Genomic DNA, 24,098 nt, shown 5'->3' with positions numbered 1-24,098 from the left:
CGCCTCAGCCCCGGCCGCGGTGCGGCTTCGGGCGCGGGCGATAGACCATCATCGGCTCGGCGAACCCATCGAGCACGTGCTCGCCGAGCGGCACCGGATCGCCCCACAGGAAGTCGACGAAGGGCTTCGACATCAGCAGCGGCTCGCCGAGCGTCTTGTTGAGCCGGGCGATGCGGCTCGCCATGTTCACGTCGCGGCCGATGACCGTGAAGTCGAGGCGCGTGCCCGAGCCGACGTTGCCGTAGGCCGCCTCGCCGTGATGGAGCGCGATGCCGGCCATCATCGGCACTGCGAATTGGTGGAGGGTGTTGGCCTCCTCCAGTGCCGCGAGCGCACTTTGTGCCGCCGTCAGCGCCCCCTTGGCGGCGCCGCCGAGGTCGTCACCCGGCTCGCGGAAGATGGCAAGCAGGCCGTCGCCGAGATACTTCAGCACCTCGCCGCCCTCCCGCTCGATCGGCGGCACGAGGCAGTCGAAGAAGATGTTGAGCAGATCGACCGCCTCTTCCGGCGTCATGTTCGCCGAGATGCGGGTGTAGTCGCGCATGTCGGCGAACAGGATCGCCGAGCGGATGCGCTTCACCTGCCCGCGGCGGATGTCGCCCGACAGAATGGCGCGGTGCGGCTCGTCGCCGACGTAGATGCGCAGCACCGTGTCGAGCTGCTTGGTGACGATCCGCATCTCCATCACCGCGGCCAGGGCCGGCATGATGAAGCGCAGGATCGCCACGTCCTCGTCTCGGAATCCGTCCGGGTCGCGGGTGGCGAAGGTGATGCCGTTGTGCGTGCCGTTGGTGAAGAACAGCGGCACCACGATGTAGTGGCGGTAGCCGGCGGCCCTCAGGTCGGGGATCACCGAGTAGGCGTCGTCCGGCGTCTCGGCGAGGTCGAGGATCAGCCATTCGCCGTCCTCGTGCACCTTGCGGAACGGGCTCGCCGCGTAGGCGCGCTCGGAGGCTTCGCCGTGCGGGAACAGGCGCACCGTCGTGCCGGACTCGCGCGTCCAGATGCGGCCGATGCCGGAATATTCCGAGTGCAGCGTATCGATCGCCGTCGAGGTCCGGTCCACCGGAACGCCGACCGCGTTGAGGCGCTCGGCGAAGCCCGCGATCAGGTCGTCGGGCTCGGGCAGGCGGGCGCCCTCGCTCAGCAGCCAGTCGCGGATCGCGACGCAATCCTGCAGCGCGCCGAACGGCACGTCGTCCGCCTCCGAGCCGTCGGCTGCGGCGGTCGGCGGCACGGGTGGATGCTGGCGACGCTCAAGCATACGGCCAAGGTGGGTTCACGAACCGCCAAAGCAAGGTTCCAGCTGACGATGGCGAGATCGATCCGGATCGAAGACCATCATCCCTTCGCCGCCTGGAACGCGAGATCGCGCCGCGAGCACGGCGCGATCCGACGATCGCATTCGGCGAATTCGAGAATGGCGTATCCGACGCTCAGTTGTCCAGGAAGCTCCGCAGCTTCCGGCTCCGGCTCGGATGCTTCAGCTTACGCAGGGCCTTCGCCTCAATCTGACGGATGCGCTCGCGGGTCACCGAGAACTGCTGGCCGACCTCCTCGAGGGTGTGGTCGGTGTTCATGCCGATGCCGAAGCGCATGCGGAGCACCCGCTCCTCGCGCGGGGTCAACGAGGCGAGGACGCGCGTCGTGGTCTCGCGGAGGTTGCTCTGGATCGCCGCGTCGATCGGCAGGACGACGTTCTTGTCCTCGATGAAGTCGCCGAGGTGGCTGTCCTCCTCGTCGCCGATGGGCGTCTCGAGGGAGATCGGCTCCTTGGCGATCTTCAGGACTTTTCGGACTTTCTCGAGCGGCATGGCCAGCTTCTCGGCCAGCTCCTCCGGGGTCGGCTCCCGCCCGATCTCGTGCAGCATCTGGCGCGAGGTGCGGACGATCTTGTTGATCGTCTCGATCATGTGCACCGGGATGCGGATGGTGCGCGCCTGGTCGGCGATCGAGCGGGTGATCGCTTGGCGGATCCACCAGGTGGCGTAGGTCGAGAACTTGTAGCCGCGGCGGTACTCGAACTTGTCGACCGCCTTCATCAGGCCGATGTTGCCCTCCTGGATCAGGTCCAGGAACTGCAGGCCGCGGTTGGTGTACTTCTTGGCGATCGAGATCACGAGGCGGAGGTTGGCCTCGATCATCTCCTTCTTGGCCTGGCGGGCTTCGCGCTCGCCCTTCTGGACCATGTTGACGATCTTGCGGTACTCGCCGATCTCCAGGCCCGTCTCGGAGGCGAGCGTCAGGATCTGCTCACGCAGGTCCGAGACCTGCTTCGAGCCCTTCTCGACGAGGTTCTTCCAGCCCTTGCCGCCGAGCGTCCCGACGCGGGTCATCCAGTTCGGGTCGAGCTCCCAGCCCTGGTAGTGGCGCAGGAACTCGTCGCGGGCGACGCCGTGGCTCTCGGCGTAGCGCATCAGCCGGCCCTCATGCGAGATGAGGCGCTTGTTGATGTCGTACAGCTGCTCGACCAGGGCCTCGATGCGGTTGTTGTTCAGCGACAGCGACTTCACGTCGGCGACGACGGTGTCCTTGAACTCGGCCTGCTTCTTCTCCTGGGCCGGCGTAGTCTTCTCGCTGTTCGCCTTGCGCTCGGTCTCCTCGTTCTGGAGCTTGCGCAGCTTGCGGTAGTTGTTGGCGATCGCGTCGAACGTCTCGAGCACGCGCGGCTTGATCTCGGCTTCCATCGCCGCGAGCGAGACGTTGTTCTCCATGTCATCGTCGTCGTCGCCGCCCTCGGGCGTCGGCGCTTCCGGCTCGCCATCCTCGCCCTCGGCGGCCGCCTCCGCGATCTGCGGGTTCTTGCCGTCGGGGCCGGCATAGGTCGCTTCGAGATCGATGATGTCGCGCAGCAGCACCTTGCCGTCGACGAGCTCGTCGCGCCAGATGATGATCGCCTGGAAGGTCAGCGGGCTCTCGCACAGGCCGGCGATCATCGCCTCGCGCCCGGCCTCGATCCGCTTGGCGATGGCGATCTCGCCCTCGCGCGACAGCAGCTCGACCGAGCCCATCTCGCGCAGGTACATCCGCACCGGATCGTCGGTGCGGTCGGTCGGCTCCTTGGTCGCGGTGACGACGGCGATGGCGCGCGTCGGGGCGACCTCGGCCACCTCCGTGCCCTCGGCGCTCTCCTCGTCGTCCGACGCCTCGCCATTGGCCGGCTTGTCGGCGGCAGCCTCGTCGGTCTCCTCGGCCTCGACGACGTTGATGCCCATCTCGGAGAGCTGGGAAAGGACGTCCTCGAGCTGGTCGGGGTCGGACTGCCCCTCGGGGAGGACCTCGTTGACCTCCTCGTAGGTGATGTAGCCGCGCTTCTTGGCGAGCTTCACCATCCGCTTGACCGAAGCATCCGTCAGGTCGAGGAGCGGCCCATCGGTCTGCTCTGCCGGAGCGGTGTCCGTCTCGTCCCGTTCCGTTGCCTTCGTCGCCATGATCAGCCTATTGTTTCGGCGCGCCACGATGCGGGGGCCTTTCGGCCACGCCGCGCCGTCGGCGCCGCAATGCGTGTGAGACCCGGGCGAACCGCTTCGACCGCGTCGTATTCTCGAGTTCGGTATGCAAGCGAGACGCTTGACCGATTGTTAACCATGCCGCGAAGGCGTGTCGTATTCCGCCATCGCACAGGCCCTACGACACAGTCGAGTCGTTCGTGTCCTGCAGGTCCGCCTCGGTCTCCGCTCCCGCGATCACCGCCAAGCGCTCCTTGACGTCGCACAGCCAAGCGAAGTTCGCCTCTGTTTCTTCTTCGACGAGCGCACGTTCCGCCTGTCGGAGTTCGCTATTTAGCGCGCCGGCCTTGCGGTGCAAGATCACGGCCTGCCGCAAAGCGTCCTCCAGCTTGACGAGATCGGCGTGCGGATCGAGGGCCCAGCGGTCGCCCGGGCGCACCCGTGTCGCCAGCCGCGCGCTCGCCGCCTCGAGACCGGCCCGCGCCAGCCGATTCTCGACCACCGCCACGTCCGGGTCCGCCGCGTCGGCGGCGCGGTCGAGCAGAACCGAGCGCAAGGCCACCGCATCCGCGTCCTCGAGATCGAGGGCGGCGAGATCCTCGGCTTCGAGCCCGAGCAGCTCGGGATGCACGAGGAGGCTCGCCACGATCATCGCCTCGCGCGAGCCGCCGCTGCCGGAGAAGCCGTTCGAGCGGGCGAGGCCCGCGCTCGGCCCGGCCGTCAGCCGCGGCGAGGGCGGCGGATCGCCGGGACGCGGCTTGCGGACGTAGGCATTCGGCCGCCCGCCCGGCTGGTAGGCGCCGCGCTGCTGCGTCGCGCCGCGCGGCGAGAGCCCGCGCAACCGCTCCTCGATCTCGTCGCGGTAGTAGCCCCGCACCGTCTCGTCGCGGATGCCGGCGACGAGGCCGCGCAGCGTCTTGGCCAGGCCCGCCCGGCGCTCGGGCGTGTCGGTCGAGCCGGTCTCGACGGCGCGGCTCCACAGCATCTCGACCAGGGGCTTGGCCGCCTCGACCACCTTGTCGATCGCCCCCGAGCCGCCCGAGCGCAGCAGGTCGTCCGGGTCCTGGCCCTCCGGCAACATCGCGAATCGCAGCGACCGGCCCGGCTCCAGCATCGGCAGCGCCACGTCGAGGGCGCGGAAGGCGGCGCGCTGCCCTGCACCGTCGCCGTCGAAGCACAGCACGGGCTCGTCGGCATGCCGCCACAGCAACGCCAATTGCTCCTCCGTCAGCGCGGTGCCGAGCGGAGCGACGGTGTTGGCATGGCCCGCCATCGTCATCGCGATGACGTCGACGTAGCCCTCGACAGCGATGATCGTGCCGCGATCGTGGGCGCCCTTCCGCGCCCGATTCAGGTTGTACAGCACCTGCCCCTTGTGGAAGAGCGGCGTCTCGGGCGAGTTCAGGTACTTCGCCTTGGCGTCCGCCTGCATCGCCCGGCCGCCGAAGGCGATCACCCGGCCGCGCACGTCGGCGATCGGGAAGATGATGCGGTCGCGGAACCGGTCGTAGGGAACGGCGATGTCGTCGCCGGTCACCAGCAGGCCGAGCTCGCCCATCAGCGCCTTGTCGACGTCCTTGCCCGCCAAGTGGTCGCGCAGGCCGTAGCGGTCGGCCGGAGCGTAGCCGAGGCGGAAGCTCCTGCGGATCTCGGGGCCGAGCTCGCGCCGGTCGAGATAGGCGCGGGCGGCCGCGCCCGCGGGCGAGGCCAGCCGCTCCTCGAACCACGCGGTGGCCAGCTCCATCACCTCGATCGCGCCGCGGCGCTTGGTCTCCATTTCGCGGGTGTCGGCGGTGGGAGCCGGCAACGTCACGCCGGCGTCGGCGGCGAGCCGCTCGACGGCTTCCGGGAAGCTCAGGCCTTCGGTCTCGATCAGGAAGCTGAAGATGTCGCCGTGCTTGCCGGACGAGAAGCAGTGGTAGAACTGCTTCTGGTCGTTGACGTAGAAGGACGGCGTCTTCTCGGCGTTGAACGGCGACAGCCCGCGCCACTCGCGCCCGGCCTTCTTCAGCTTCACCCGCCGGCCGACCACGTCGGAGGCGGGAAGCCGGTTGCGGATCTCTTCGAGGATGTGGGGCGGGTAGCGCACGGAGATGCGGGACTCTTTCGGCAATCGCTCATCATAGCCTGAACCGCCCTAACGAGTCCCCACGGCCGAAAGGCGTCCCGCTTCCGGCAAGCCGTTGACGCGTCGCGTTGTATATACGATCTTCCCGAGGTGCGGCACCGAGACACGCCGGAATGTCGGACGCCTACGAGTGGGACGAGGCCAAGCGTAGCGCCAACCTGCATAAGCACCACATCGACTTCATGGATGCGCTCGAAGTCTTCGCGCATCCGCATATCCTGATCCGATCGGATCGAAATGGAGAGGAGCGGTGGGGCGCACTGGGTCAGGCCGGGGAACGGGTCATCGTGGTCGTCTTCACGCCGCGCGGGCCCAACCGGCGTCTGATCTCTGCGCGTGCCGCGAGGCGAAATGAGAAAGAGCAATATCACGCCTACGTCGCTGGACGATCGTAGCCGCGGCCGCACCGATTGGGCTGCCGTGGATCGGCTGAGCGATGAGGCGATCGCCGAGCGTGTCGCGGCGGACCCCGACGCAGCTCCCCTCGATCTCGACTGGGCGGCCGGGGAGCCGGTGGTTCCAGCGCGCAAGGTCGCGATCTCGATCCGCCTCGACCGGGATCTCGTCGAGCACTTCAAGCGCGGCGGCGACGGGTACCAAAGCCGCATCAATGCCGTGCTGCGTGCCTACGTGGAGGCACGCGGCAAAGGCGATCGTGCTTGACCGGACCTCTCACGCCTTGGCGTTCAGCGCCGCCTTCACCAGCCCGCTCGCCTTCGCGAAATCCATGCGGCCGGCATAGGCGCCCTTCAGCACGGCGATCACCTTGCCCATGTCCTTCGGGCCGGCGGCGCCCGCCTCGGCGATCGCGGCGTCGACGGCGGCCTTGGTCTCGGCCTCGTCCATCTGCCGGGGCAGGTAGCCCTCGATGATCGCGATCTCGGCGCGCTCGTTCTCGGCGAGCTCCGGCCGGCCGCCCTGCTCGTAGACGGAGGCCGATTCGGCGCGCTGCTTGATCATCTTCTGCAGCAGCGCCAGGATCTCGTCGTCGGTCGCCGGCTCCTTGCCGAGCCCGCGCGCCTCGATGTCCTTGTCCTTCAGCGCCGCCTGGATCATGCGGATCGTGGCGAGCTTGGCCTTCTCGCCGGCCTTCATGGCCTCCTTCATCTCGGTGGTGAGGCGGGCGCGCAGCATCGATGTTGTCCTTGTTGTGCAGAAACGGGTGGCTGGCCTGCGGTTTGCAGCGATTGAGCCGCCTTCGACGCGGCCCCACATTGACCCCATCGCCGCGGGCTCGATAAGACCGCGGCACACGATCATCAGCCGCCCGCTCGCGCCGTCTCGACGGCGCCGGTCGAGGCCGGACATAAGCGAGATCACGCCGATGCTGCAAGACAGCGCTTCCGCGCCGAAAGACGGCGCCGCCGCTCAGGCGCGCCCCGCCCCCGCCCCCTGGGCCGAGCCCGTCGCAACCGCCCTGCTGGTTCTGGCCGACGGCACCATCCTCGAAGGCTTCGGCATCGGCCAGACCGGGATCGCCGACGGCGAGGTTTGCTTCAACACCGCGATGACCGGCTACCAGGAGATCCTGACGGATCCGTCCTATGCCGGGCAGATCGTCACCTTCACCTTCCCGCATATCGGCAACACCGGCACCAACGACGAGGACCTCGAGAGCCTCGACGCGGCCCCGGCCTCGGGCGTGCGTGGCACGGTGATCGCCTCGGCCGTGACGCAGCCGTCGAGCTGGCGCTCGTCGTCCCACCTCGATGCGTGGCTGAAGGCCCGCGGCATCCTCGGCATCACCGGGATCGACACCCGCGCGCTGACCGCCCGCATCCGCGACCACGGCATGCCGAACGCGGTGATCGCCAACGATCCCCAGGGCAACTTCGACCGCGAGGCGCTGAAGGCGCGCGCCGCCGCGCTGGCGCCGATGGAAGGCCTCGACCTCGTGCCCCCGGTCACCAGCCGCGAGCGCTCCGACTGGAGCGAGTCGACTTGGACGGTGAAGGCCGGCTACGGCCGCGGCGTTCCGGGCGAGGGCCTGCGGGTTGTTGCGATCGATTACGGGGTGAAGCGCAACATCCTGCGCCTGCTGGCCGAGGCCGGCTGCTCGGTCACGGTCGTGCCGGCCACCACCAGCGCGGCCGACATCCTGGCGTTGAAGCCCGACGGCGTCTTCCTCTCGAACGGCCCCGGCGATCCGGCGGCGACCGGCGAGTACGCCGTCCCGGTGATCCGCGAGCTGCTCGCCGAGAAGGTGCCGACCTTCGGCATCTGCCTCGGCCATCAGCTGATGGGGCTCGCGCTCGGCGGCCGCACGGTGAAGATGGGCCAGGGCCATCACGGCGCGAACCATCCGGTCAAGGACAAGACCACCGGCAAGGTCGAGATCGTCTCGATGAACCACGGCTTCGCCGTCGATCCGGCGAGCCTGCCGGAGACCGCGGTCGAGACCCACGTCTCGCTGTTCGACGGCTCGAATTGCGGGCTGACGCTCACCGACCGCCCGGCCTTCTCGGTCCAGCACCACCCGGAAGCCTCGCCGGGCCCGCGCGACAGCCACTACCTGTTCGAGCGGTTCGTGACGCTGATGCGCTCGGGCACGCCGGAATCCCGCAAGCCCGAGACGGCGGCCTGATCGACCGGTTCCGCCGCCCTCGCAACGCCGAAGACGCCGCGCTCCGCCATGTGGCGGGCGGGGCGCGTGACGATCGCGCCCGGCGGTCGGAAGCAACCGCCGCCTGCCGTCGGTGTTGTTGGTCCACACGATGGATCGACAGCCCGAAAGGCGCATCATGGCCGAGCACGACGCAGACCGCCCCTCGCTGAAGGGGTTTTCCGCGAACGCGGACCGCAACGGGCAGGATCTCGGGCAGGATTCGCCTCTCGACGTCGGCAGCCCGGCCCGGACCCAGGCCGATCTGAAGGGCGACCCGGCGGGCGAGGCCGAGACCGCGCGGATCGCCTCGGGCATGCCGAGCGAGGACACGACCGACCAGACCGAGGCCGAGACGCCGGCCGAGAACCTGCGGGCGATCCGCGGCGAGGGTCAGCCGGGCGCCTCCGCCTCCGAGGCGATCGACCGTGCCACCGCGCCGGTCGGCCACGACGACGGCAAGCGCTGATGGCCCGCGACACGGACGAGGCCTCGCAGACCGTCACCCGCAAGCCGGACGATCAGGTCGGCAGCAGCGGCGAGCCCGCGGCCGGCGGCGGCGGCCACACCGCCGAGCAGTCGGCGATCACCGACATGGGCACGGGCGGCAAGTCCGACCCCGAGCGCAAGTCCGACTGGAAGCAGGGCGGCGAGCCCGGCCGCGCTCCGCCGACGCCCGGCGGATCGTCGGGCGGGCATTCCGACCAGAAGGCGTCGCGCGGCCCGCAGGCCGACGAGACCGTCGCCTCCGGGCATTACAAGGCCGAGCGCGAGGAGGGCGAATGAGCGATCACGACAAGCCGGCGGACGAGACGCCGGACACGGAGAAGCCCGCGAATTCCGCACCCGATGCGGTGATGGACCCGAACGAGAAGACCGAGGGCCATCCGGGCATGGGGCCGAAGGGCGGCGGCACTGACAAGGATACCGACCCAGGCGGCGGGTGAGGCTCGCCGACGGAGCCCTCCTCTCCTGTCGGGAAGCCTTCGCTCCCTCATCGCGGCAGACGCACCTTCCCTCCCCCCTCTGCGGGGGAGGGTGGGCCTCGCGTGAGCGAGGGTCGAGAGAGGGGAGCGACCTCTCCGGACAGCGCGCTCCCCTCTCCCGACCCGCTTCGCGGGCCACCCTCCCCCGCAGAGGGGGGAGGGAGCTGCCCCTAGTTCGATAGCATCACGATATCGACCCAACGAAAAAGGGCCGGGCAATCGCCGCCCGGCCCTTCGTTTTCCGATCTCCAGCTATCCTCAGCTCGCGCTGCTCGCCGCTCCGCCCGAGCGCTCGAAGCGCTTGCGGTCGTTCGGGTCGAGGTGGGTCTTGCGCAGGCGGATCGACTTCGGGGTGACTTCCATCAGCTCGTCGTCCTGAATCCAGGCGAGCGACTTCTCCAGCGTCATCCGGATCGGCGGGGTCAGGCGCACGGCCTCGTCCTTCGAGGTGGTGCGGATGTTGGTGAGCTTCTTGCCCTTGAGCACGTTCACCTCAAGGTCGTTCTCGCGGTTGTGCTCGCCGATGATCATGCCCTGGTAGACCTTGGCGCCGGGCTCGATCATCATCGGGCCGCGGTCCTCGAGGTTCCACATGGCGTAGGCCACGGCCTCGCCCTTGTCGTTCGAGATCAGCACGCCGTTGCGGCGGCCGGCGATCTCGCCCTTGAAGGGCTCGTAGGCCTTGAACAGGCGGTTCATGATCGCCGTGCCGCGCGTGTCGGTCATCAGCTCGCTCTGGTAGCCGATGAGGCCGCGGGTCGGTGCGTGGAAGACGAGGCGCAGGCGATCGCCGCCCGACGGACGCATCTCGATCATCTCGGCCTTGCGCTCGGACATCTTCTGCACGACGACGCCCGAGTACTCCTCGTCGACGTCGACCACGACCTCCTCGATCGGCTCGAGGATGCCGCCGTCCTCGTCCTTCGAGAGCACGACGCGGGGACGCGACACGGCGATCTCGAAGCCCTCGCGGCGCATGGTCTCGATCAGGATCGCCAGCTGCAGCTCGCCGCGACCGGAGACGAAGAAGCTGTCCTTGTCGGCGGCCTCCTCGATCTTCAGCGTGACGTTGCCCTCGCCCTCCTTGAACAGGCGGTCGCGGATCATGCGACTGGTGACCTTGTCGCCCTCGGTGCCGGCGAGCGGCGAATCGTTGACGATGAAGGACATGGTGACGGTCGGCGGATCGATCGGCTGGGCCTGGATCGGGGTCTCGACCTGCGGGTCGCAGAACGTGTCGGCGACGGTGCCCTTCACGAGGCCGGCGATGGAAACGATGTCGCCCGCCTCGCCGACGTCGATCGGCGCCCGCTCGAGGCCGCGGAAGGCGAGGATCTTCGAGACGCGACCGGTCTCCACGAGCTTGCCCTCGCGGTCCATCACCTTGATCGCCTGGTTCGGCTTCACGGTGCCGGAGGCGATGCGGCCGGTGATGATGCGGCCGAGGAACGGGTTGGCCTCGAGCAGGGTGCCGAGCATCCGGAACGGGCCTTCCTCGACGCGGGCCTGCGGCACGTGCTCGAGCACGAGATCGAACAACGGCGCGAGCCCTTCGCTCTGATCGCCGTCCGGCGTCGTGGCCATCCAGCCGGCGCGGCCGGACCCGTAGAGGATCGGGAAGTCGAGCTGGTCGTCGGTGGCGTCGAGCGCCGCGAACAGGTCGAATACCTCATTCACCACCTCGGTGATGCGGGCGTCGGGACGATCGACCTTGTTGATCGCCACGATCGGGCGCAGGCCGATCTTGAGGGCCTTGCCGACCACGAACTTGGTCTGCGGCATCGGGCCTTCGGCCGCGTCCACCAGCACGATCACGCCGTCGACCATCGACAGGATGCGCTCGACCTCGCCGCCGAAGTCGGCGTGGCCGGGGGTGTCGACGATGTTGACGCGGGTATCCTTCCAGACGACCGAGGTCGCCTTGGCCAGGATGGTGATGCCACGCTCCTTCTCGAGGTCGTTCGAGTCCATCGCCCGTTCCTCGACCCGCTGGTTGTCGCGGAAGGAGCCGGACTGCGACAGCAGCTTGTCGACGAGCGTCGTCTTGCCGTGGTCGACGTGGGCGATGATGGCGATGTTGCGCAGCTTCATGGTGTTTCCGAAGCGAGTAGAACCCGCCACGGGACGGACCGCGATTGCAGTCGGCCACGCCGGGTCGAGAACGGGTTCGAGCTATTGCGCCGCAATATAAGGAGTCGGCCTCGGCGGCAAGGGGGCAGCGGTTCTGCGGTGATCGCGAGCCCTGCTCAACCGTTCAGGGCGAGCGGCAGCGCCACGAGCGCGATCGGTAGCGCCAGCAACGCCGCCGGGCGGAGCCAGCCCGGGCGGTAGGACAGGAAGGCGACCACGAGCAGCGCCGCGCCGGTCAGGGCGCCGATCCATTGCACCGGACCGAAGTTCCAGCCTTCCAGCGCCACCGCCGCCACGAAGGAGAGGCCGATGCCGGCCCAGCCGGCGATGCGCAGGGTCCGGGCGCGGGCCGCGCCGGGACGCACCAGGAAGGCGTCGCGATGGTGACGGTCGAGGCTGAGCGCCAGCGCCGACAATCCGGCGAAGCACAGGGCGAGGTTGAGGCCGACGACGATGGCGGTCACGCGCGCAGGGCCTCCCCGCCCGTGATGCCGGCGTCCGCCCGGAGCGCCGGCCGGTGCCGCGCCTGCCCCGCCTTCCGCGCGGCGAGCCCGAGGAGGATGCCGAGGGCGATCATCGCGGCGTCGAAGCCGAGGAAGCGCGTCTCGCCGGCGAGCGGATGCAGGCCGGTGGTGAGCGCGCCGACGACCGGCACCGCTAGGAACAGGCCTCCGACCAGCCCGAGGCCTTCGCGCCAGACCGATTCGGCCGGGCGGAGGGCGCCGGCGACCGCCACCAGCGCCCAGGCGCAGAAGAACGTTCCGACCTCCCAATCCGCGCGGGCGGCAAGGTCGAGCGGCAGCAGGCGGTTGGCCAGGAAGTAGGTGGCGATTCCGGTGGGCAGGCCGACGATGGTCCCGACGTTGAGCGTCCGCACCAGCCGCAGGCCGAAGCCTTCCGCCTCCGCCCCCTGCGGCGCCCGCGCCACGGCCCACAGCACGAGCCCGGTGGCGACGGTGGCGGCGCCCATCACCCCGCACAGGAAGAACAGCACGCGCAGGGTCGCGCCGGCGAAGTGCCCCTCGTGCAGCCCCAGCATGACGGTCGAGGTCTTGGCCGCGGCGCGGGTCGCGCCGTTGCTGCCGAGCATCGCCCCGGTCGCGCCGTCGAACGCGATCTGCGGATGCTCGTGGGCAAGCCCGTGCGGCTCCTCGAAGACCGCAAGCACGGAGGGTGTCGCGTCGGCAGGGTTGAAGACGGAGACCCCTTCCAGCGCCTCGCCCCTGGCGGCGATGCCCTGCGCGACCATGCCGGAGAGCGGCGCCAGGGTGCCGGGCTTCCCGGACGGGACGCGCAGCTCCGGCATCAGCCCGCTGTCGACGTAGAAGCGCATCTCGTCGCCCTTGTAGGCGGAGACGACGCCCCACGGCATGTACATCGGCGCGAGGGTGACGAGGCCGGTATAGGTGATCATCAGGTGGAACGGCAGCGCGAGCACGCCGAACACGTTGTGCGCATCGAGCCAGCCGCGCTGCGAACGACGCCGCCGGAAGGTGAAGAAGTCGGCGAAGATCCTGCGGTGGGTGACGATGCCCGAGACCAGCGCCACCAGCATCACCAGCGCGCAGGTGCCGACGATCCAGCGGCCCCAGAGCGGCGGCATGCCGAGCTCGAAATGGAAGCGGTAGAGGAAGTCGCCGCCGCGTGTGTCGCGGGCCTTGGTCGGCGTCCCGGTGGCGGGATCGAGCAGGGCCTGGTGGAACGGGCCTTCCAGGCTCTTCCACCACATCACGCCGATCAGCGGCTTCTCGGGCTTCGGCAGCTCGATGTACCAGCCGGTGGCGTCGGGCATCGCCCTCTGCAGGTAGGCGGCGGCGAGGTCGGCGGAGCGGGCCGGGTCGCTCGCGGTCTCGGCGAGCTCCGGCCGCATCCACTGCGAGATCTCGGTCCGGTAGTAGCTCGCGGTGCCGGTGACGAAGACGCAAAACAGCACCCAGCCGACGACGAGGCCGGACCAGGCGTGCAGCCACGCCATCGATTGGCGAAAACCCTGCCTCATGCGGCACCGACCGCGGCGAAGCCGCCGGCGAGCCAAAGCCCGCCGCCGAGGACGGCCGCGAGCCCGGCGACCGTCAGGGCGGCACGGCCGAGCGTCGGCGCGGCGAAGACGTAGACCACCACGGCGACCATCACCGCGAAGCTCAGGAGGGTCGCCGTCGCGACCGCCTCGGAGCGGACGAGCGGCAGCGTCAACGACAGCAGGGCGGTCAGCAGCGCCGCCACCGCGTAGCCGCCGGCGACCGCGAGCACGATCCGCCCCACGACCGCGAGGCGGTAGGCCGGACGGCGGCGTGCGTCCTTCTGCGGTGCCATCGGGCCGACTCCACGGGGCTTCACGCCCTCGAAGGGCGGCGTTCCGTGCCGGGGGTAGCAAGGCGCCCTGAGGCCGCGCAACCGCTATGTTTCAGAACCATTCCAGTTCTCGTCCAACGGTTTAGCAGCCGTCGACGACGGGATTGCGGGGTGCGTCTCGAACGTGCGCGACCATCGGCGGGCGACAAGGGGCGTGGGCAAGCGCGCGGCAAGGATTGCTCCGCGGGCGCGCACGCCGCATGCAGGCAGGGTCCAGGCCCGACACGCGAGATGCCGACCCCCGTGACCCAGCCCAAGCCCGATGCGCCCCGTCCGCCGATCCGCTTCCGCGGCCGCTCGTTCATGGCGACCGTGCTCGCGCCGCTGCCCCCGATCGAGGATTGGCTCGCCGATCTCGACGCCCTGCGCCAGCGCGCACCCGCGTTCTTCGCCGGGCGCCCGGTGATCCTCGATCTCACCGGGCTCACGCTCGATCGCGACGACCTGACTGGTCTGGTGGCCGAGCTCTCGGCGCGCGCCATCGCGATCTACGGGATCGAGGGCGCGGCGCCCGCGCTGCTCGGGCCGGGCCTGCCGCCGGCGCTGGCGGGAGGGCGGCCGACCGGGGAGATCGAGATCCCCGAGGCCGAAGCCCCCTCCCCCGAGGCGGCCGTGCCGGCGCCGCCCGCGCAGGCTTCGGCCGTCTCGCTGATCCTCGACGCACCGGTGCGCTCGGGCCAGGCGGTTCTGCATCTCGAGGGCGACGTGACGGTGATGGGCGCCGTCGCCTCGGGCGCCGAGGTGATCGCCGGCGGCTCGATCCACGTCTACGGCGCCCTGCGCGGCCGTGCGATCGCCGGTGCCGCCGGCAACCCGAACGCGCGGATCTGGTGCCGCAAGTTCGAGCCCGAGCTGATCGCGATCGACGGCCTGTACAAGGCCGCCGACGACCTCGATCCGAGCTTCACCGGCCAGGGCGTCGAGGTGCGGCTCGTCGAGGACGCGATCCGCCTGGCGCTGCTGGAGCGCGGCTGAGCCGACATCACAGGATCCGGGCATGAGATTGCGACAGGATCCTCATCCTTAACCGTTCGGTAACCATATCCGCCGTCAATGATCCGGTAAGGAATCGTTGACCCGTGAAAACACAGATCGTTCCGGACCCCGATCGTCCCGTTCCGGCACAGCCCGAGAAAGCCGTTTCCCTGGAGACGGTTGCTGCGCCCGCCGGCACCGAATCGTCCGCGCCCGAGCCGGCTACGGCCGCCTCGGACCCGGCAAAACCTGCCGCCCCGGCGAAGCCCGCCGCCCGACGCGCCCTCGCCTTCCGAGGGCGTGCGTTCAAGGCGATGGCGCTGAAGCCCGAGCCGCCGCTCGCCGACTGGCTGGCGGATCTCGACGCGGCGCTCAAGCGCTCGCAGACCCTGTTCGACGGGCGCGCGATCATCCTCGATCTCGGCGCCCTGCGCCCGGACCACGACGCGCTGCAGGCGCTGGTGGCAGACCTCGTCGGACGACGCGTCCGCATCCTCGGCTTCGAGGGCGTGGAGACGATCGCACCCGGCCTGCCGCCGCTGCTCGTCGGCGGGCGTCCGGCGACCAATCTGGATCTGCCGAAGGTGCCGGACGAGCCGGTCTCCACCTCGATCACCATCGAGGGCTCGGTCCGCTCCGGGCAGACGGTGGTGCATCCCACCGGGGACGTCACGGTGATGGGCTCGGTCTCGTCCGGGGCGGAGATCCTCGCGGGCGGCTCCATCCACATCTACGGCGCGCTGCGCGGCCGGGCGATCGCGGGCGCCGCCCGCAACCCGCGGGCCCGCATCTACTGCCGCAAGTTCCAGCCCGAGCTGCTCGGGATCGATCGCCTCGTCCGCACGGCCGAGGACATCGGAACGCAGCTGCAGGGCAAACCCGTACAGATCTGGCTCGACGGCGGCGCGATCCGCATGGCCGGCCTGGACTGACTTTCGAACTTTCAGAACTCGATCCGATCACCGCAGATCAAGGAGCGACACGCGTGGCAAAGGTTTTGGTCGTCACATCGGGCAAGGGCGGCGTCGGCAAGACGACGACAACGGCGGCACTCGGTGCCGCGATCGCGCAGGGCGGGCAGAGCGTCTGCGTCGTCGATTTCGACGTCGGCCTGCGCAACCTCGACCTCGTCATGGGTGCCGAGCGCCGGGTCGTCTACGACCTCATCAACGTGGTCAACGGCGATGCCAAGCTCAACCAGGCGGTGATCCGCGACAAGCGGCTCGAGACCCTGCACCTGCTGCCGGCCTCGCAGACCCGCGACAAGGACGCGCTCACCGACGAGGGCGTCGCCCGCGTCATGGAAGAGCTCCGCGAGAAGTTCGACTGGGTGATCTGCGATTCGCCCGCCGGCATCGAGCGGGGCGCCCAGCTCGCCATGCGCCACGCCGACGTCGCGGTGGTGGTGACCAACCCGGAAGTCTCGTCGGTGCGCGACTCCGACCGCATCATCGGCCTGCTCGACTCCAAGACGATCAAGGCCGAGCGCGGCGAGAACATGGACAAGCACCTGATCCTGACCCGCTACGACCCCGCCCGGGCCGACCGCGGCGACATGCTCAAGGTCGAGGACGTGCTGGAGATCCTCTCGATCCCGCTCCTGGCGATCATCCCCGAGAGCCAGGAAGTGCTGCGCGCCTCGAACGTCGGCTGCCCGGTGACGCTGAACAACCCGCACTGCGCGCCGGCCCGTGCCTATTCCGACGCGGTGCGCCGGCTCAAGGGCGAAGAGCTGCCGATGACCATGCCGACGGACCGCAAGTCCTTCCTCGACAAGCTGTTCCTGCGGAGGGCCGCATGACCCTCCTCGGTCTCTTCAACAAGCGCGCATCCGGCTCCGTCGCCCGCGAGCGCCTGCAACTGATCCTCGCCCACGAGCGCTCCGAGACCGGCCAGCCCGACCTCGTGATCACGCTGCGCGAGGAGATCCTGGCGGTCATCGCCAAGCACGTCTCGGTCGAGCGCGACAAGGTCAAGATCACGCTCGAACGCGGCGAGGGCGTCTCGACGCTCGGGCTCGACATCGAGCTGCCGCTGATAGCCTCGAAGACGCGGACCGAGGCGAAGCCCGAGAAGGCGGCCCTGGAGAAGGTGGCGCCGGAGAAGCGCAAGCAAGCGGCCTGAATGGCTGCTCCACCCGACTGCCCAGCCCGCGGATCCCAGCGATCCGCGGGCTTTTTCCGTTCGGCCTCGGGACATCGGAACAGGCGCGATCACCCACGAATCGGTGACGGAACGATCGCGGCCGCGCAGCATTCCTAGCCACCCCATTCGGGTTGTGGAGATAGCAATGCGTCGTCTGATCCTGGCATCCATGGTTGCCCTCACCGTTTCCGGCACGGCGTTCGCCGCCGAGAAGCAGACCACCCCGACCACGGCCGCGAAGTTCGTCCCGGTCCCGCAGGACGCGGTGCTGAGCTATAACCTGATCGGCTTGAACGTGATGGACGGCTCGAACAACAACGTCGGCGAGATCAAGGATCTCGCGATCGAGAACGGCAAGCTCAGCAGCTACATCCTCTCGGTCGGCGGCTTCCTCGGCATGGGCGAGCGCTACGTCTCGGTCGAGCCATCTTCCGTGGCGCTCGGCTACGACGAGGGCGCGAAGAAGTGGAAGGCGATCATCGGCGCCACCAAGGACCAGCTCAAGGCGGCGCCCGAGTTCAAGTACGACGGCAAGTTCAAGCGCTGAACCTCAGCCTCGCGACGTTTCGCAAGCGCGTGGAAGCCCGCGGATCGAAGGATCCGCGGGCTTCCTCATGTTTCGATCTTCCCGTCGGCCAGAAAGGCGATCAGCGACGCGTTCACCGCCTCCGCCGCGTCGTGCTGGACCCAGTGGGTCGCCTCGGGAAACCACGCGATGCGGCCCGCATCGCAGAGCGCGAGGCTCGCCTCGGCGAGGCCGGATTCGAGCGCGTGGTCGCGCCGCCCCCACAGGATCAGGGTCGGCATCGTGATCCGCGGCGCGGTGCCGGGCCGCGGAAGGCGTAGCGCCCGGTACCAGTTCAGCATCGCCGTCATCGCTCCGGGCCGGGCCCAGGCCTCGGCGTAGCGATCCAGGTCCGCCGCGGTGAAGCTGCCCTTCCGCCCGGTCTTCGCCAGCGCCTGGCGTAGCACCGCACCGTCGTTCGCGGTCAGGCGCGTTTCGGGCAGGCGCGGGATCTGAAAGAAGCCGACATAGAGGCTGCGCAGCATCTGCGTCGGATGCCGTCGGACGTAGGGGCCGAAGACCGCCGGATGCGGCGCGTTGAGGATCGCCAGCCGCGCGATCCGCTCGGGATGGAACGAGGCCGTCCACCACGCGACGAGGCCGCCCCAATCGTGGCCGACGAGCCGGAACGTCGCGAAGCCGTAATGGTTGGCCAGCTCGATCACGTCGGCGGCGAGCCGGTCGAGATGGTAGGCGGCGAGGCCCTCGGGCTTGTCGCTGAGATTGTACCCGCGCTGGTCGGGCAGGACGAGGCGCAGGCCCGCCTCCGTCAGGGGGCCGATCTGGCGGCGCCAGCCGTACCAGAACTCGGGGAAGCCGTGCAGGACGATCGTGGGAAGCCCGTCCGCCGGACCGGCTTCTGCGACGTGCAGGCGGATGCTCGGCAGAGCGACCGACGACGTCCGGACCGATTCGAGCAAGGCGACCTCCCCTCGTCGCGCGTCGCGGGCGGCGGGACCCCTCGGCACCGCCGCCCCAGCGATGCCCTCAGCCTTCGCGAACGAAGATCATGGTCGAGAGCGGCGGGAGGGTCAGGCTCAGGGAATGACCCTGGCCGTGGCTCTCCGCCGCGTCGGCCTCGCGGCCGCCCATGTTGCCCATGTTCGAGCCGCCGTAGATGCCGGCATCCGAGTTGAACGCTTCGCGATAGAAGCCGCCCGTCGGGACGCCGATGCGGTAGTTCTCGCGCGGCACAGGCGTGAAGTTCGAGACGACGATGGCGATCTCGCCGGCGTCGCGGCCCTTTCGGGCCCAGGCGATCACGCTGTTGTCCTGGTCGTCGGCCACCAGCCACTGGAAGCCCGCCGCCTCGGTGTCGCGGCTGTGCAGTGCCGGCGTCGAGACGTAGAGCCGGTTCAGGTCGCGGATCACGTCCTTGACGCCGGCATGGGCGGGGTCGTCGAGCAGGTGCCAGTCGAGCGACTGGTTGTGGTTCCACTCGCGCTCCTGGCCGAACTCGCCGCCCATGAAGAGCAGCTTCTTGCCGGGATGCCCCCACATGAACCCGAAATAAGCGCGCAGGTTGGCGAACTTCTGCCAGCGGTCGCCGGGCATCTTGCCGAGCAGGGAGCCTTTCCCGTGCACCACCTCGTCGTGGGACAGCGGCAGGATGAAGTTCTCGGAGAAGGCGTAGAGCAGCCCGAAGGTCAGGTCGTGGTGGTGGTAGCGGCGGTGGATCGGGTCCGTCGAGACGAAGTTCAGGGTGTCGTGCATCCACCCCATGTTCCACTTGAAGCCGAAGCCGAGCCCGCCGGTGTAGGTCGGGTGCGAGACGCCGGGCCAGGAGGTGGATTCCTCGGCGACCGTGATCGTGCCGGGGGCGTGCGCGTAGGTCGCCTCGTTGGTCTTGCGCAGGAAGTTGATCGCGTCGAGGTTCTCGTTGCCGCCGTACTGGTTCGGGATCCACTCGCCCTGGCGGCGCGAGTAGTCGAGGTAGAGCATCGAGGCGACGGCATCCACGCGCAGGCCGTCGAGGTGGTAGTGCTCGAGCCAGAACCGGGCATTGGCGGCGAGGAACGTCGCGACCTCGGCCCGACCGAAATTGTAGATGTAGGTGCCCCAATCCTGGTGGAAGCCCTGGCGCGGGTCGGCATGCTCGTAGAGGTGCGTGCCGTCGAACTGGCCGAGGCCGTGCGCGTCGAGCGGGAAGTGGCCGGGCACCCAGTCGAGCATCACGCCGATGCCGGCCTCGTGCGCCGCGTTCACGAAGGCCGCGAAGTCGTCGGGCGTGCCGTGCCGGCTCGTCGGCGCGAACAGCGAGACCGGCTGGTAGCCCCAGGAGCCGTCGAACGGGAACTCGGTGATCGGCAGCATCTCGATATGGGTGAAGCCCATCTCCTTGACGTACGGGATCAGGCGCTCGCCCATCTCCTTGTAGGTCAGGTAGCGGTTGCCCTCGTCGGGCACGCGCGCCCACGAGCCGAGATGCACCTCGTAGATCGAGATCGGGGCGTGGCGCGGGTCCTTGTCGCCGCGGGTCGCCATCCACTGCTTGTCGTGCCAGGCGGGCTCGCTGGTGCCCTGCAGCACGGAGGCCGTCTCCGGTGGGTGCTGCGCGGCGAAGGCGACCGGGTCGGCCTTCAGCGGCAGCAGCGCGCCGTCCGGGCCGCGGATCTCGAACTTGTAGTGCTGACCGGCCTTGAGGCCGGGCACGAACAGCTCCCACAGGCCGCCGTTCTGCCAAAGGCGCATCGGATGGCGGCGGCCGTCCCACTCGTTGAAGTCGCCGACGACGCTGACGCGCCGGGCGTTCGGCGCCCACACCGCGAAGCGGAAGCCGTCGATGCCATCGAGGCAGCCGAGCTGCGCGCCGAGGATCTTGTAGACGAGGTTGGTCCCGACCTCGCGCAGGGTGTCGACGTCGTGCTGCTCCAGCGACGAGCCGAAGCCGTAGGGGTCGTGACGGCGGCGCTTGGCCCCGTCCCAGGTCTCGACCTCGATCTCGTAGAGCGGCCGGCCCTGGCTCTCGACCTTGGCGACCCAGAACCCATCCGGGTGGCGCCGCTCGAACGGCACCGCCTCGCCGCCGACGATGAGCGCGGCGGACTTCGCCTCCGGCAGCACGGCGCGGACCTCCCAGGCTCCGGGCCCGACCTGATGCGGGCCGAGCACGCTGAACGCGTCGCCGTGGTTGGCCGCCATCACCGCCGCGATCGCATCGGGATGCACGCTGTGCGTCGTGCCCGCCTGCGCGGAGCCGGACGGGGCGACATTCGAGACCGGGTTCGTGTCCGACGGATCGGTGCGGGTCGCGAAGGTCTGGTCGATGGCCGTCATTCAGGTGCCTCTCTCGGGTGACCGAAGCGGCGTCCGAGAAGGTCGGACGGCTTCAGGCCGGTCAGTCTCCGCGCGCGCCGACGAAGCCGTTCTTGCCCCGTCGGCACGCGCATGGGATCAGGACGCCTTGGCGTCCTCCAGAATGGTCAGAACCCCACGGGCGGGGATTTCGATCCAGTCGGGGCGGTTGTTGGCCTCGTAATCGACCTCGTAGAGCGCCTTGGTCAGCAGGCAGAGGCGAAGCAGCCGGCCATGCGTCTCGGGGTCGGTCACGGCGGCGCGGCTTTCCGAGACCGCGGTCTCGTAGCCCTTCAGGAACGCCGCATCGATCATGCCACGCCACGCGAAGGCGGCGGTGCGCGCCCGATCCTCCGAATCCGCGAAGCGGCCGGCGATCTCGCGGGTCACCGTCTCGGCGCCGTAGGCGAACGAGCGCAGCATGCCCGCCACGTCGCGCAGCGGCGTCGACTTCGCCCGGCGCTCGTCGGCCGGACGCGAGGGCTCGCCCTCGAAGTCGACCAGCACCAGGTCGCCGCTCGACACCAGCACCTGCCCGAGATGGTAGTCGCCGTGGATCCGCGTCTTGAACGCGCCCTTCGGCGGGTCGCGGGTCAGCGACGCGATCAGGGCATCGACCTCGGCACGACGCCCGGCGAGCGCGACGCTCGACGGGCGGCCCGCATCGAGCCCGCGCTCCGCGATCGCCTTCAGGCCGCGGAAGGCCCGATCGGCCTGGTGCCGGGCATCGGCGCCGAGCACCGCCAGGTCGTCGGCGGTGAAGGGCTCGGCCGCGAAGGCCGCGTCGCCGGTCTCGATCGCGAAGGCATTGTGCATCTCCGCGGTCCGCCGCCCGAGCAGGTCGGCCCAGCGTAGGTGATCGTGGAACGCTTCCGCCGGCGTCGGCGCCTCGCTCTCGGGGGCCAGCACCACGGTCTCGAAATCGCGGCGCAGGCCTTCGAGCATCACCGTCCAGGCGTCGCCCTGGTTGAGGACGAAGCTCTGCAGCACGGCGAGCGCCGTGCGCGTGCCGTCCTCGGCAACGTGCTCGAGGGTGCCGAGCAGCGCCGGCGTGTTCGGGAACTTGGCCTCCTCGGTGAGGAAGCGCCCGACCTCGACTTCCGGGTGCGTGCCCGGCTGCAGGCGGCGCAGCAGCTTGAGCATCATCTTCGCGCCGATGGCGATCGAGGTGTTGCTCTGCTCCGCCGAGAGCCGGCGGACGTCGCTCGCCTCGAACGGCACGCTGTGGTCGAAGGCCGAGGTCGAGGAGAACACGAGCTTGCCGCCCTCGGTCGGGATCTCGCGGCCGTCGCGCATCCCCTCGGCGAGGCAGATCGCGAAGTCCGGCGAGGCCGCCGCGCCGTAGAGCAGGCCGGTGCGCGGGCCGCGGCGCACGCGCGCCACGGCGAATTCGAGCAGCGTCTCGTCCTCGCGCCCCTCGTCGACGCCGACGGGGACGAAGTATTGCTGGCGCTCGCCGTTGGAGAGCTGGACGTCGAGGCGCGGCAGCAGGAAGCGGGCTTCGCCGCCGGCCTCCTTCACGGTCGCGCAGTCGACGACCTGCACGCTCTTGATCCGTGAGCCCTTGGCACCGAACCAGCGCCGGCTGGCGATGAAGGGCGGGATCACCGTGCGCTCGAAGGCGAGGCGCTCGCGACCGGCCATCAGGCTCTCGATGCCGCCGGTGAGCACCAGCGTGAACAGCTCGGGCGCCTCCTTCATCGGCCCGATCGTGCCGGTGTTCGCCGACGACAGCGAGAACCAGTAGAAGCCGTAGGATGGCAGGGTGAGCAGGTAGGGCAGCTCGCCGATCGGCGGGAACTCGGTTCCGCCGGTGAGCTCGATCGGCACGGCGCTGCGCAGCTCGGACAGGTCGAGCTGCACCGCCTGCGGCGCCCGTGACAGGTTGGCGACGCAGAGCACGCGCTCGCCCTCGAACTCGCGGATCCAGGCGAGCACCTTGCGGTTCGACGGATACAGGAACTGCATCGAGCCGCGGCCCAACGCGGTGCTGTTGTTGCGAATGGCGATCATCCGCCGCGTCCAGTTCAGCAGGCTGGTCTGCGACTGCGTCTGCGCCTCGACGTTGAGGGCGTCGAAGCCGTAGATCGGGTCCTGGATCGCCGGCAGGAACAACCGCTGCGGGTTGGCCCGCGAGAAGCCGCCGTTGCGATCGGGCGACCATTGCATCGGCGTGCGCACGCCGTCGCGATCGCCGAGGTAGATGTTGTCGCCCATGCCGATCTCGTCGCCGTAGTACAGCACCGGCGTGCCGGGCATCGACAGCACGAGGGACTTCATCAGCTCGATCTTGCGCCGGTCGTTCTCGAGCAGCGGCGCGAGACGGCGGCGGATGCCGAGGTTGATGCGGGCGCGGCGCTCGGCGGCGTAGAACGACCACAGGTAGTCGCGCTCCTCCGCCGTCACCATCTCGAGCGTCAGCTCGTCGTGGTTGCGCAGGAAGATCGCCCACTGGCACCCTTCCGGGATCTCGGGCGTCTGGCGCATGATGTCGGTGATCGGGTGCCGGTCCTCGCGGGCGATCGCCATGTACATGCGCGGCATCAGCGGGAAGTGGAACGCCATGTGGCATTCGTCGCCGTCGCCGAAATACTGCGCGGTCTCCTCCGGCCACTGGTTGGCTTCCGCCAGCAGCATCCGGTCGGGATAGCTCGCATCCAGCGCCGCGCGGATCGCCTTGATGACCGTGTGGGTCTCGGGCAGGTTCTCGCAGTTCGTGCCGTCCCGCTCGATCAGGTACGGGATCGCGTCGAGGCGCAGGCCGTCGACGCCCATGTCGAGCCAGTAGCGCATCGTTTCGATGACCGCTTCCAGCACCTTCGGGTTGTCGAAGTTCAGGTCGGGCTGGTGGCTGTAGAAGCGGTGCCAGAAATACTGCTTGGCGACCGGATCCCAGGTCCAGTTCGAGGTCTCGGTGTCGAGGAAGATGATCCGCGTGTCCGAATACGGCGTGTCGGTGTCCGACCACACGTAGAAGTCACGCTCGGGCGATCCGGCCGGCGCCTCGCGGGCGCGCTGGAACCACGGATGCTGGTCCGAGGTGTGGTTGATGACCAGCTCGGTGATCACCCGCAAGCCGCGCTCGTGCGCGGCGTCCACGAAGCGCCGGAAGTCGGCCATCGTCCCGTAGGACGGGTTGACCTCCTCGTAGTCGGCGATGTCGTAGCCGTCGTCGCGCAGCGGGGACGGATAGAACGGCATCAGCCAGATGGCGGTGACGCCGAGGTCTCGGACATAATCCAGCCGCTGGGTAAGGCCCTCGAAATCCCCGATCCCGTCGTTGTTCGAGTCGAAGAACGACTTGACGTGGATCTGGTAGATGATGGCGTCACGGTACCATTGCGGATCGCTGCGATCGATCATCGCGTCGTTGCCTCGCACGTCGGATTCAGGGGCGTTGGTGCCGGTCCCGCGCGAGGATGATCGTCGCGTGATCGGTGTGCGGCTGTAGAACCGCAGGATGGTGGCGACA

22 protein-coding genes are annotated in these 24,098 nt (G+C 69.3%); 11 read left to right on the top strand and 11 right to left on the bottom strand.

Going from position 1 to position 24,098, the window contains the following annotated elements:
- Positions 1–4: 4 nt before the first annotated feature.
- From MKK60_RS23350 to dnaG, 3 genes are all read right to left on the bottom strand, one after another.
- Positions 5–1,264 carry an adenylate/guanylate cyclase domain-containing protein gene (locus MKK60_RS23350; protein ID WP_243988762.1) on the bottom strand — a complete coding sequence of 420 codons (1,260 nt, stop codon included), beginning with the start codon at positions 1,262–1,264 and terminating at the stop codon, positions 5–7.
- 172 nt (positions 1,265–1,436) lie between these two features.
- Positions 1,437–3,431 (bottom strand): RNA polymerase sigma factor RpoD, encoded by a 1,995-nt coding sequence (gene rpoD, locus MKK60_RS23345; protein ID WP_243988761.1) that lies wholly within the window; start codon positions 3,429–3,431, stop codon positions 1,437–1,439.
- A gap of 196 nt (positions 3,432–3,627) precedes the next feature.
- Entirely contained in the window at positions 3,628–5,538 is a 1,911-nt protein-coding gene (dnaG, locus tag MKK60_RS23340) for a DNA primase (protein WP_243988760.1), read from the bottom strand.
- Positions 5,539–5,690: 152 nt separating this feature from the next.
- Between dnaG and MKK60_RS23335 the strand changes: the two genes are divergently transcribed.
- The gene (locus tag MKK60_RS23335) at positions 5,691–5,972 is read left to right on the top strand and encodes a BrnT family toxin (RefSeq protein ID WP_147842137.1); all 282 of its coding nucleotides are present in this window, start codon (positions 5,691–5,693) and stop codon (positions 5,970–5,972) included.
- Complete coding sequence (locus MKK60_RS23330) at positions 5,929–6,240, top strand: BrnA antitoxin family protein (protein ID WP_243988759.1); 312 nt, start codon at positions 5,929–5,931, stop codon at positions 6,238–6,240. Before MKK60_RS23335 ends, MKK60_RS23330 begins: the two co-directional genes overlap by 44 nt.
- Before the next feature lie 9 nt (positions 6,241–6,249).
- Here the strand turns inward: MKK60_RS23330 and MKK60_RS23325 are convergent, their stop codons facing one another.
- A complete protein-coding gene (locus tag MKK60_RS23325) occupies positions 6,250–6,711 on the bottom strand; it encodes a GatB/YqeY domain-containing protein (protein ID WP_147842135.1) in 462 nt (153 codons plus the stop codon).
- Between the two features lie 190 nt (positions 6,712–6,901).
- On the opposite strand from MKK60_RS23325, the gene carA reads away from it, so the two are divergent.
- The 4 genes from carA (at position 6,902) to MKK60_RS23305 (ending at position 9,126) form a co-directional block, all read left to right on the top strand.
- Entirely contained in the window at positions 6,902–8,161 is a 1,260-nt protein-coding gene (gene carA / locus MKK60_RS23320) for a glutamine-hydrolyzing carbamoyl-phosphate synthase small subunit (RefSeq protein ID WP_147862853.1), read from the top strand.
- Between the two features lie 157 nt (positions 8,162–8,318).
- Positions 8,319–8,648: a hypothetical protein gene (locus MKK60_RS23315; protein WP_243988758.1), complete on the top strand. Its 330-nt coding sequence runs from the start codon at positions 8,319–8,321 to the stop codon at positions 8,646–8,648.
- Positions 8,648–8,965, top strand: coding sequence for a hypothetical protein (locus MKK60_RS23310; RefSeq protein ID WP_147728666.1), 318 nt, complete (start codon positions 8,648–8,650; stop codon positions 8,963–8,965). The genes MKK60_RS23315 and MKK60_RS23310 overlap by 1 nt, the downstream gene beginning before the upstream one ends.
- On the top strand, positions 8,962–9,126 hold the full coding sequence (locus MKK60_RS23305) for a hypothetical protein (RefSeq protein ID WP_243988757.1): 165 nt from the start codon (positions 8,962–8,964) through the stop codon (positions 9,124–9,126). The genes MKK60_RS23310 and MKK60_RS23305 overlap by 4 nt, the downstream gene beginning before the upstream one ends.
- 297 nt (positions 9,127–9,423) lie before the next feature.
- Here MKK60_RS23305 and typA read toward each other — a convergent pair whose 3' ends face one another.
- From typA to MKK60_RS23285, 4 genes are all read right to left on the bottom strand, one after another.
- The gene (gene typA, locus MKK60_RS23300) at positions 9,424–11,256 is read right to left on the bottom strand and encodes a translational GTPase TypA (RefSeq protein ID WP_147728668.1); all 1,833 of its coding nucleotides are present in this window, start codon (positions 11,254–11,256) and stop codon (positions 9,424–9,426) included.
- Between the two features lie 155 nt (positions 11,257–11,411).
- Positions 11,412–11,759 (bottom strand): DUF3325 domain-containing protein, encoded by a 348-nt coding sequence (locus tag MKK60_RS23295; RefSeq protein WP_243937304.1) that lies wholly within the window; start codon positions 11,757–11,759, stop codon positions 11,412–11,414.
- A complete protein-coding gene (locus tag MKK60_RS23290) occupies positions 11,756–13,294 on the bottom strand; it encodes a PepSY-associated TM helix domain-containing protein (protein ID WP_243988756.1) in 1,539 nt (512 codons plus the stop codon). The genes MKK60_RS23295 and MKK60_RS23290 overlap by 4 nt, the downstream gene beginning before the upstream one ends.
- Positions 13,291–13,608: an iron transporter gene (locus MKK60_RS23285; RefSeq protein WP_243988755.1), complete on the bottom strand. Its 318-nt coding sequence runs from the start codon at positions 13,606–13,608 to the stop codon at positions 13,291–13,293. The genes MKK60_RS23290 and MKK60_RS23285 overlap by 4 nt, the downstream gene beginning before the upstream one ends.
- A gap of 270 nt (positions 13,609–13,878) precedes the next feature.
- On the opposite strand from MKK60_RS23285, the gene minC (MKK60_RS23280) reads away from it, so the two are divergent.
- The 5 genes from minC (MKK60_RS23280) (at position 13,879) to MKK60_RS23260 (ending at position 17,314) form a co-directional block, all read left to right on the top strand.
- Complete coding sequence (gene minC / locus MKK60_RS23280; RefSeq protein WP_243937298.1) at positions 13,879–14,622, top strand: septum site-determining protein MinC; 744 nt, start codon at positions 13,879–13,881, stop codon at positions 14,620–14,622.
- Between the two features lie 314 nt (positions 14,623–14,936).
- The gene (minC, locus tag MKK60_RS23275) at positions 14,937–15,554 is read left to right on the top strand and encodes a septum site-determining protein MinC (protein ID WP_243988779.1); all 618 of its coding nucleotides are present in this window, start codon (positions 14,937–14,939) and stop codon (positions 15,552–15,554) included.
- Between the two features lie 53 nt (positions 15,555–15,607).
- Positions 15,608–16,423 carry a septum site-determining protein MinD gene (gene minD / locus MKK60_RS23270; RefSeq protein ID WP_147726435.1) on the top strand — a complete coding sequence of 272 codons (816 nt, stop codon included), beginning with the start codon at positions 15,608–15,610 and terminating at the stop codon, positions 16,421–16,423.
- Positions 16,420–16,746, top strand: a complete 327-nt coding sequence (gene minE, locus MKK60_RS23265; protein ID WP_243988754.1) for a cell division topological specificity factor MinE — start codon at positions 16,420–16,422, stop codon at positions 16,744–16,746. The genes minD and minE overlap by 4 nt, the downstream gene beginning before the upstream one ends.
- Positions 16,747–16,912: 166 nt before the next feature.
- Positions 16,913–17,314 carry a PRC-barrel domain-containing protein gene (locus MKK60_RS23260; protein ID WP_147726433.1) on the top strand — a complete coding sequence of 134 codons (402 nt, stop codon included), beginning with the start codon at positions 16,913–16,915 and terminating at the stop codon, positions 17,312–17,314.
- Positions 17,315–17,379: 65 nt separating this feature from the next.
- Here the strand turns inward: MKK60_RS23260 and MKK60_RS23255 are convergent, their stop codons facing one another.
- The 3 genes from MKK60_RS23255 to treS form a co-directional block, all read right to left on the bottom strand.
- Positions 17,380–18,252 carry an alpha/beta fold hydrolase gene (locus tag MKK60_RS23255; protein ID WP_243988753.1) on the bottom strand — a complete coding sequence of 291 codons (873 nt, stop codon included), beginning with the start codon at positions 18,250–18,252 and terminating at the stop codon, positions 17,380–17,382.
- Between the two features lie 67 nt (positions 18,253–18,319).
- The gene (glgB, locus tag MKK60_RS23250; RefSeq protein WP_243988752.1) at positions 18,320–20,608 is read right to left on the bottom strand and encodes a 1,4-alpha-glucan branching protein GlgB; all 2,289 of its coding nucleotides are present in this window, start codon (positions 20,606–20,608) and stop codon (positions 18,320–18,322) included.
- Positions 20,609–20,725: 117 nt separating this feature from the next.
- Positions 20,726–23,989 (bottom strand): maltose alpha-D-glucosyltransferase, encoded by a 3,264-nt coding sequence (treS, locus tag MKK60_RS23245; RefSeq protein ID WP_147841851.1) that lies wholly within the window; start codon positions 23,987–23,989, stop codon positions 20,726–20,728.
- Between the last annotated feature and the right edge of the window lie 109 nt (positions 23,990–24,098).

This window comes from Methylobacterium sp. J-092 (genome assembly GCF_022829325.1).
GTDB lineage: Bacteria > Pseudomonadota > Alphaproteobacteria > Rhizobiales > Beijerinckiaceae > Methylobacterium.
Note: the sequence above shows the minus strand (reverse complement) of the source record. Positions and strands in the feature narration are given on the sequence as shown.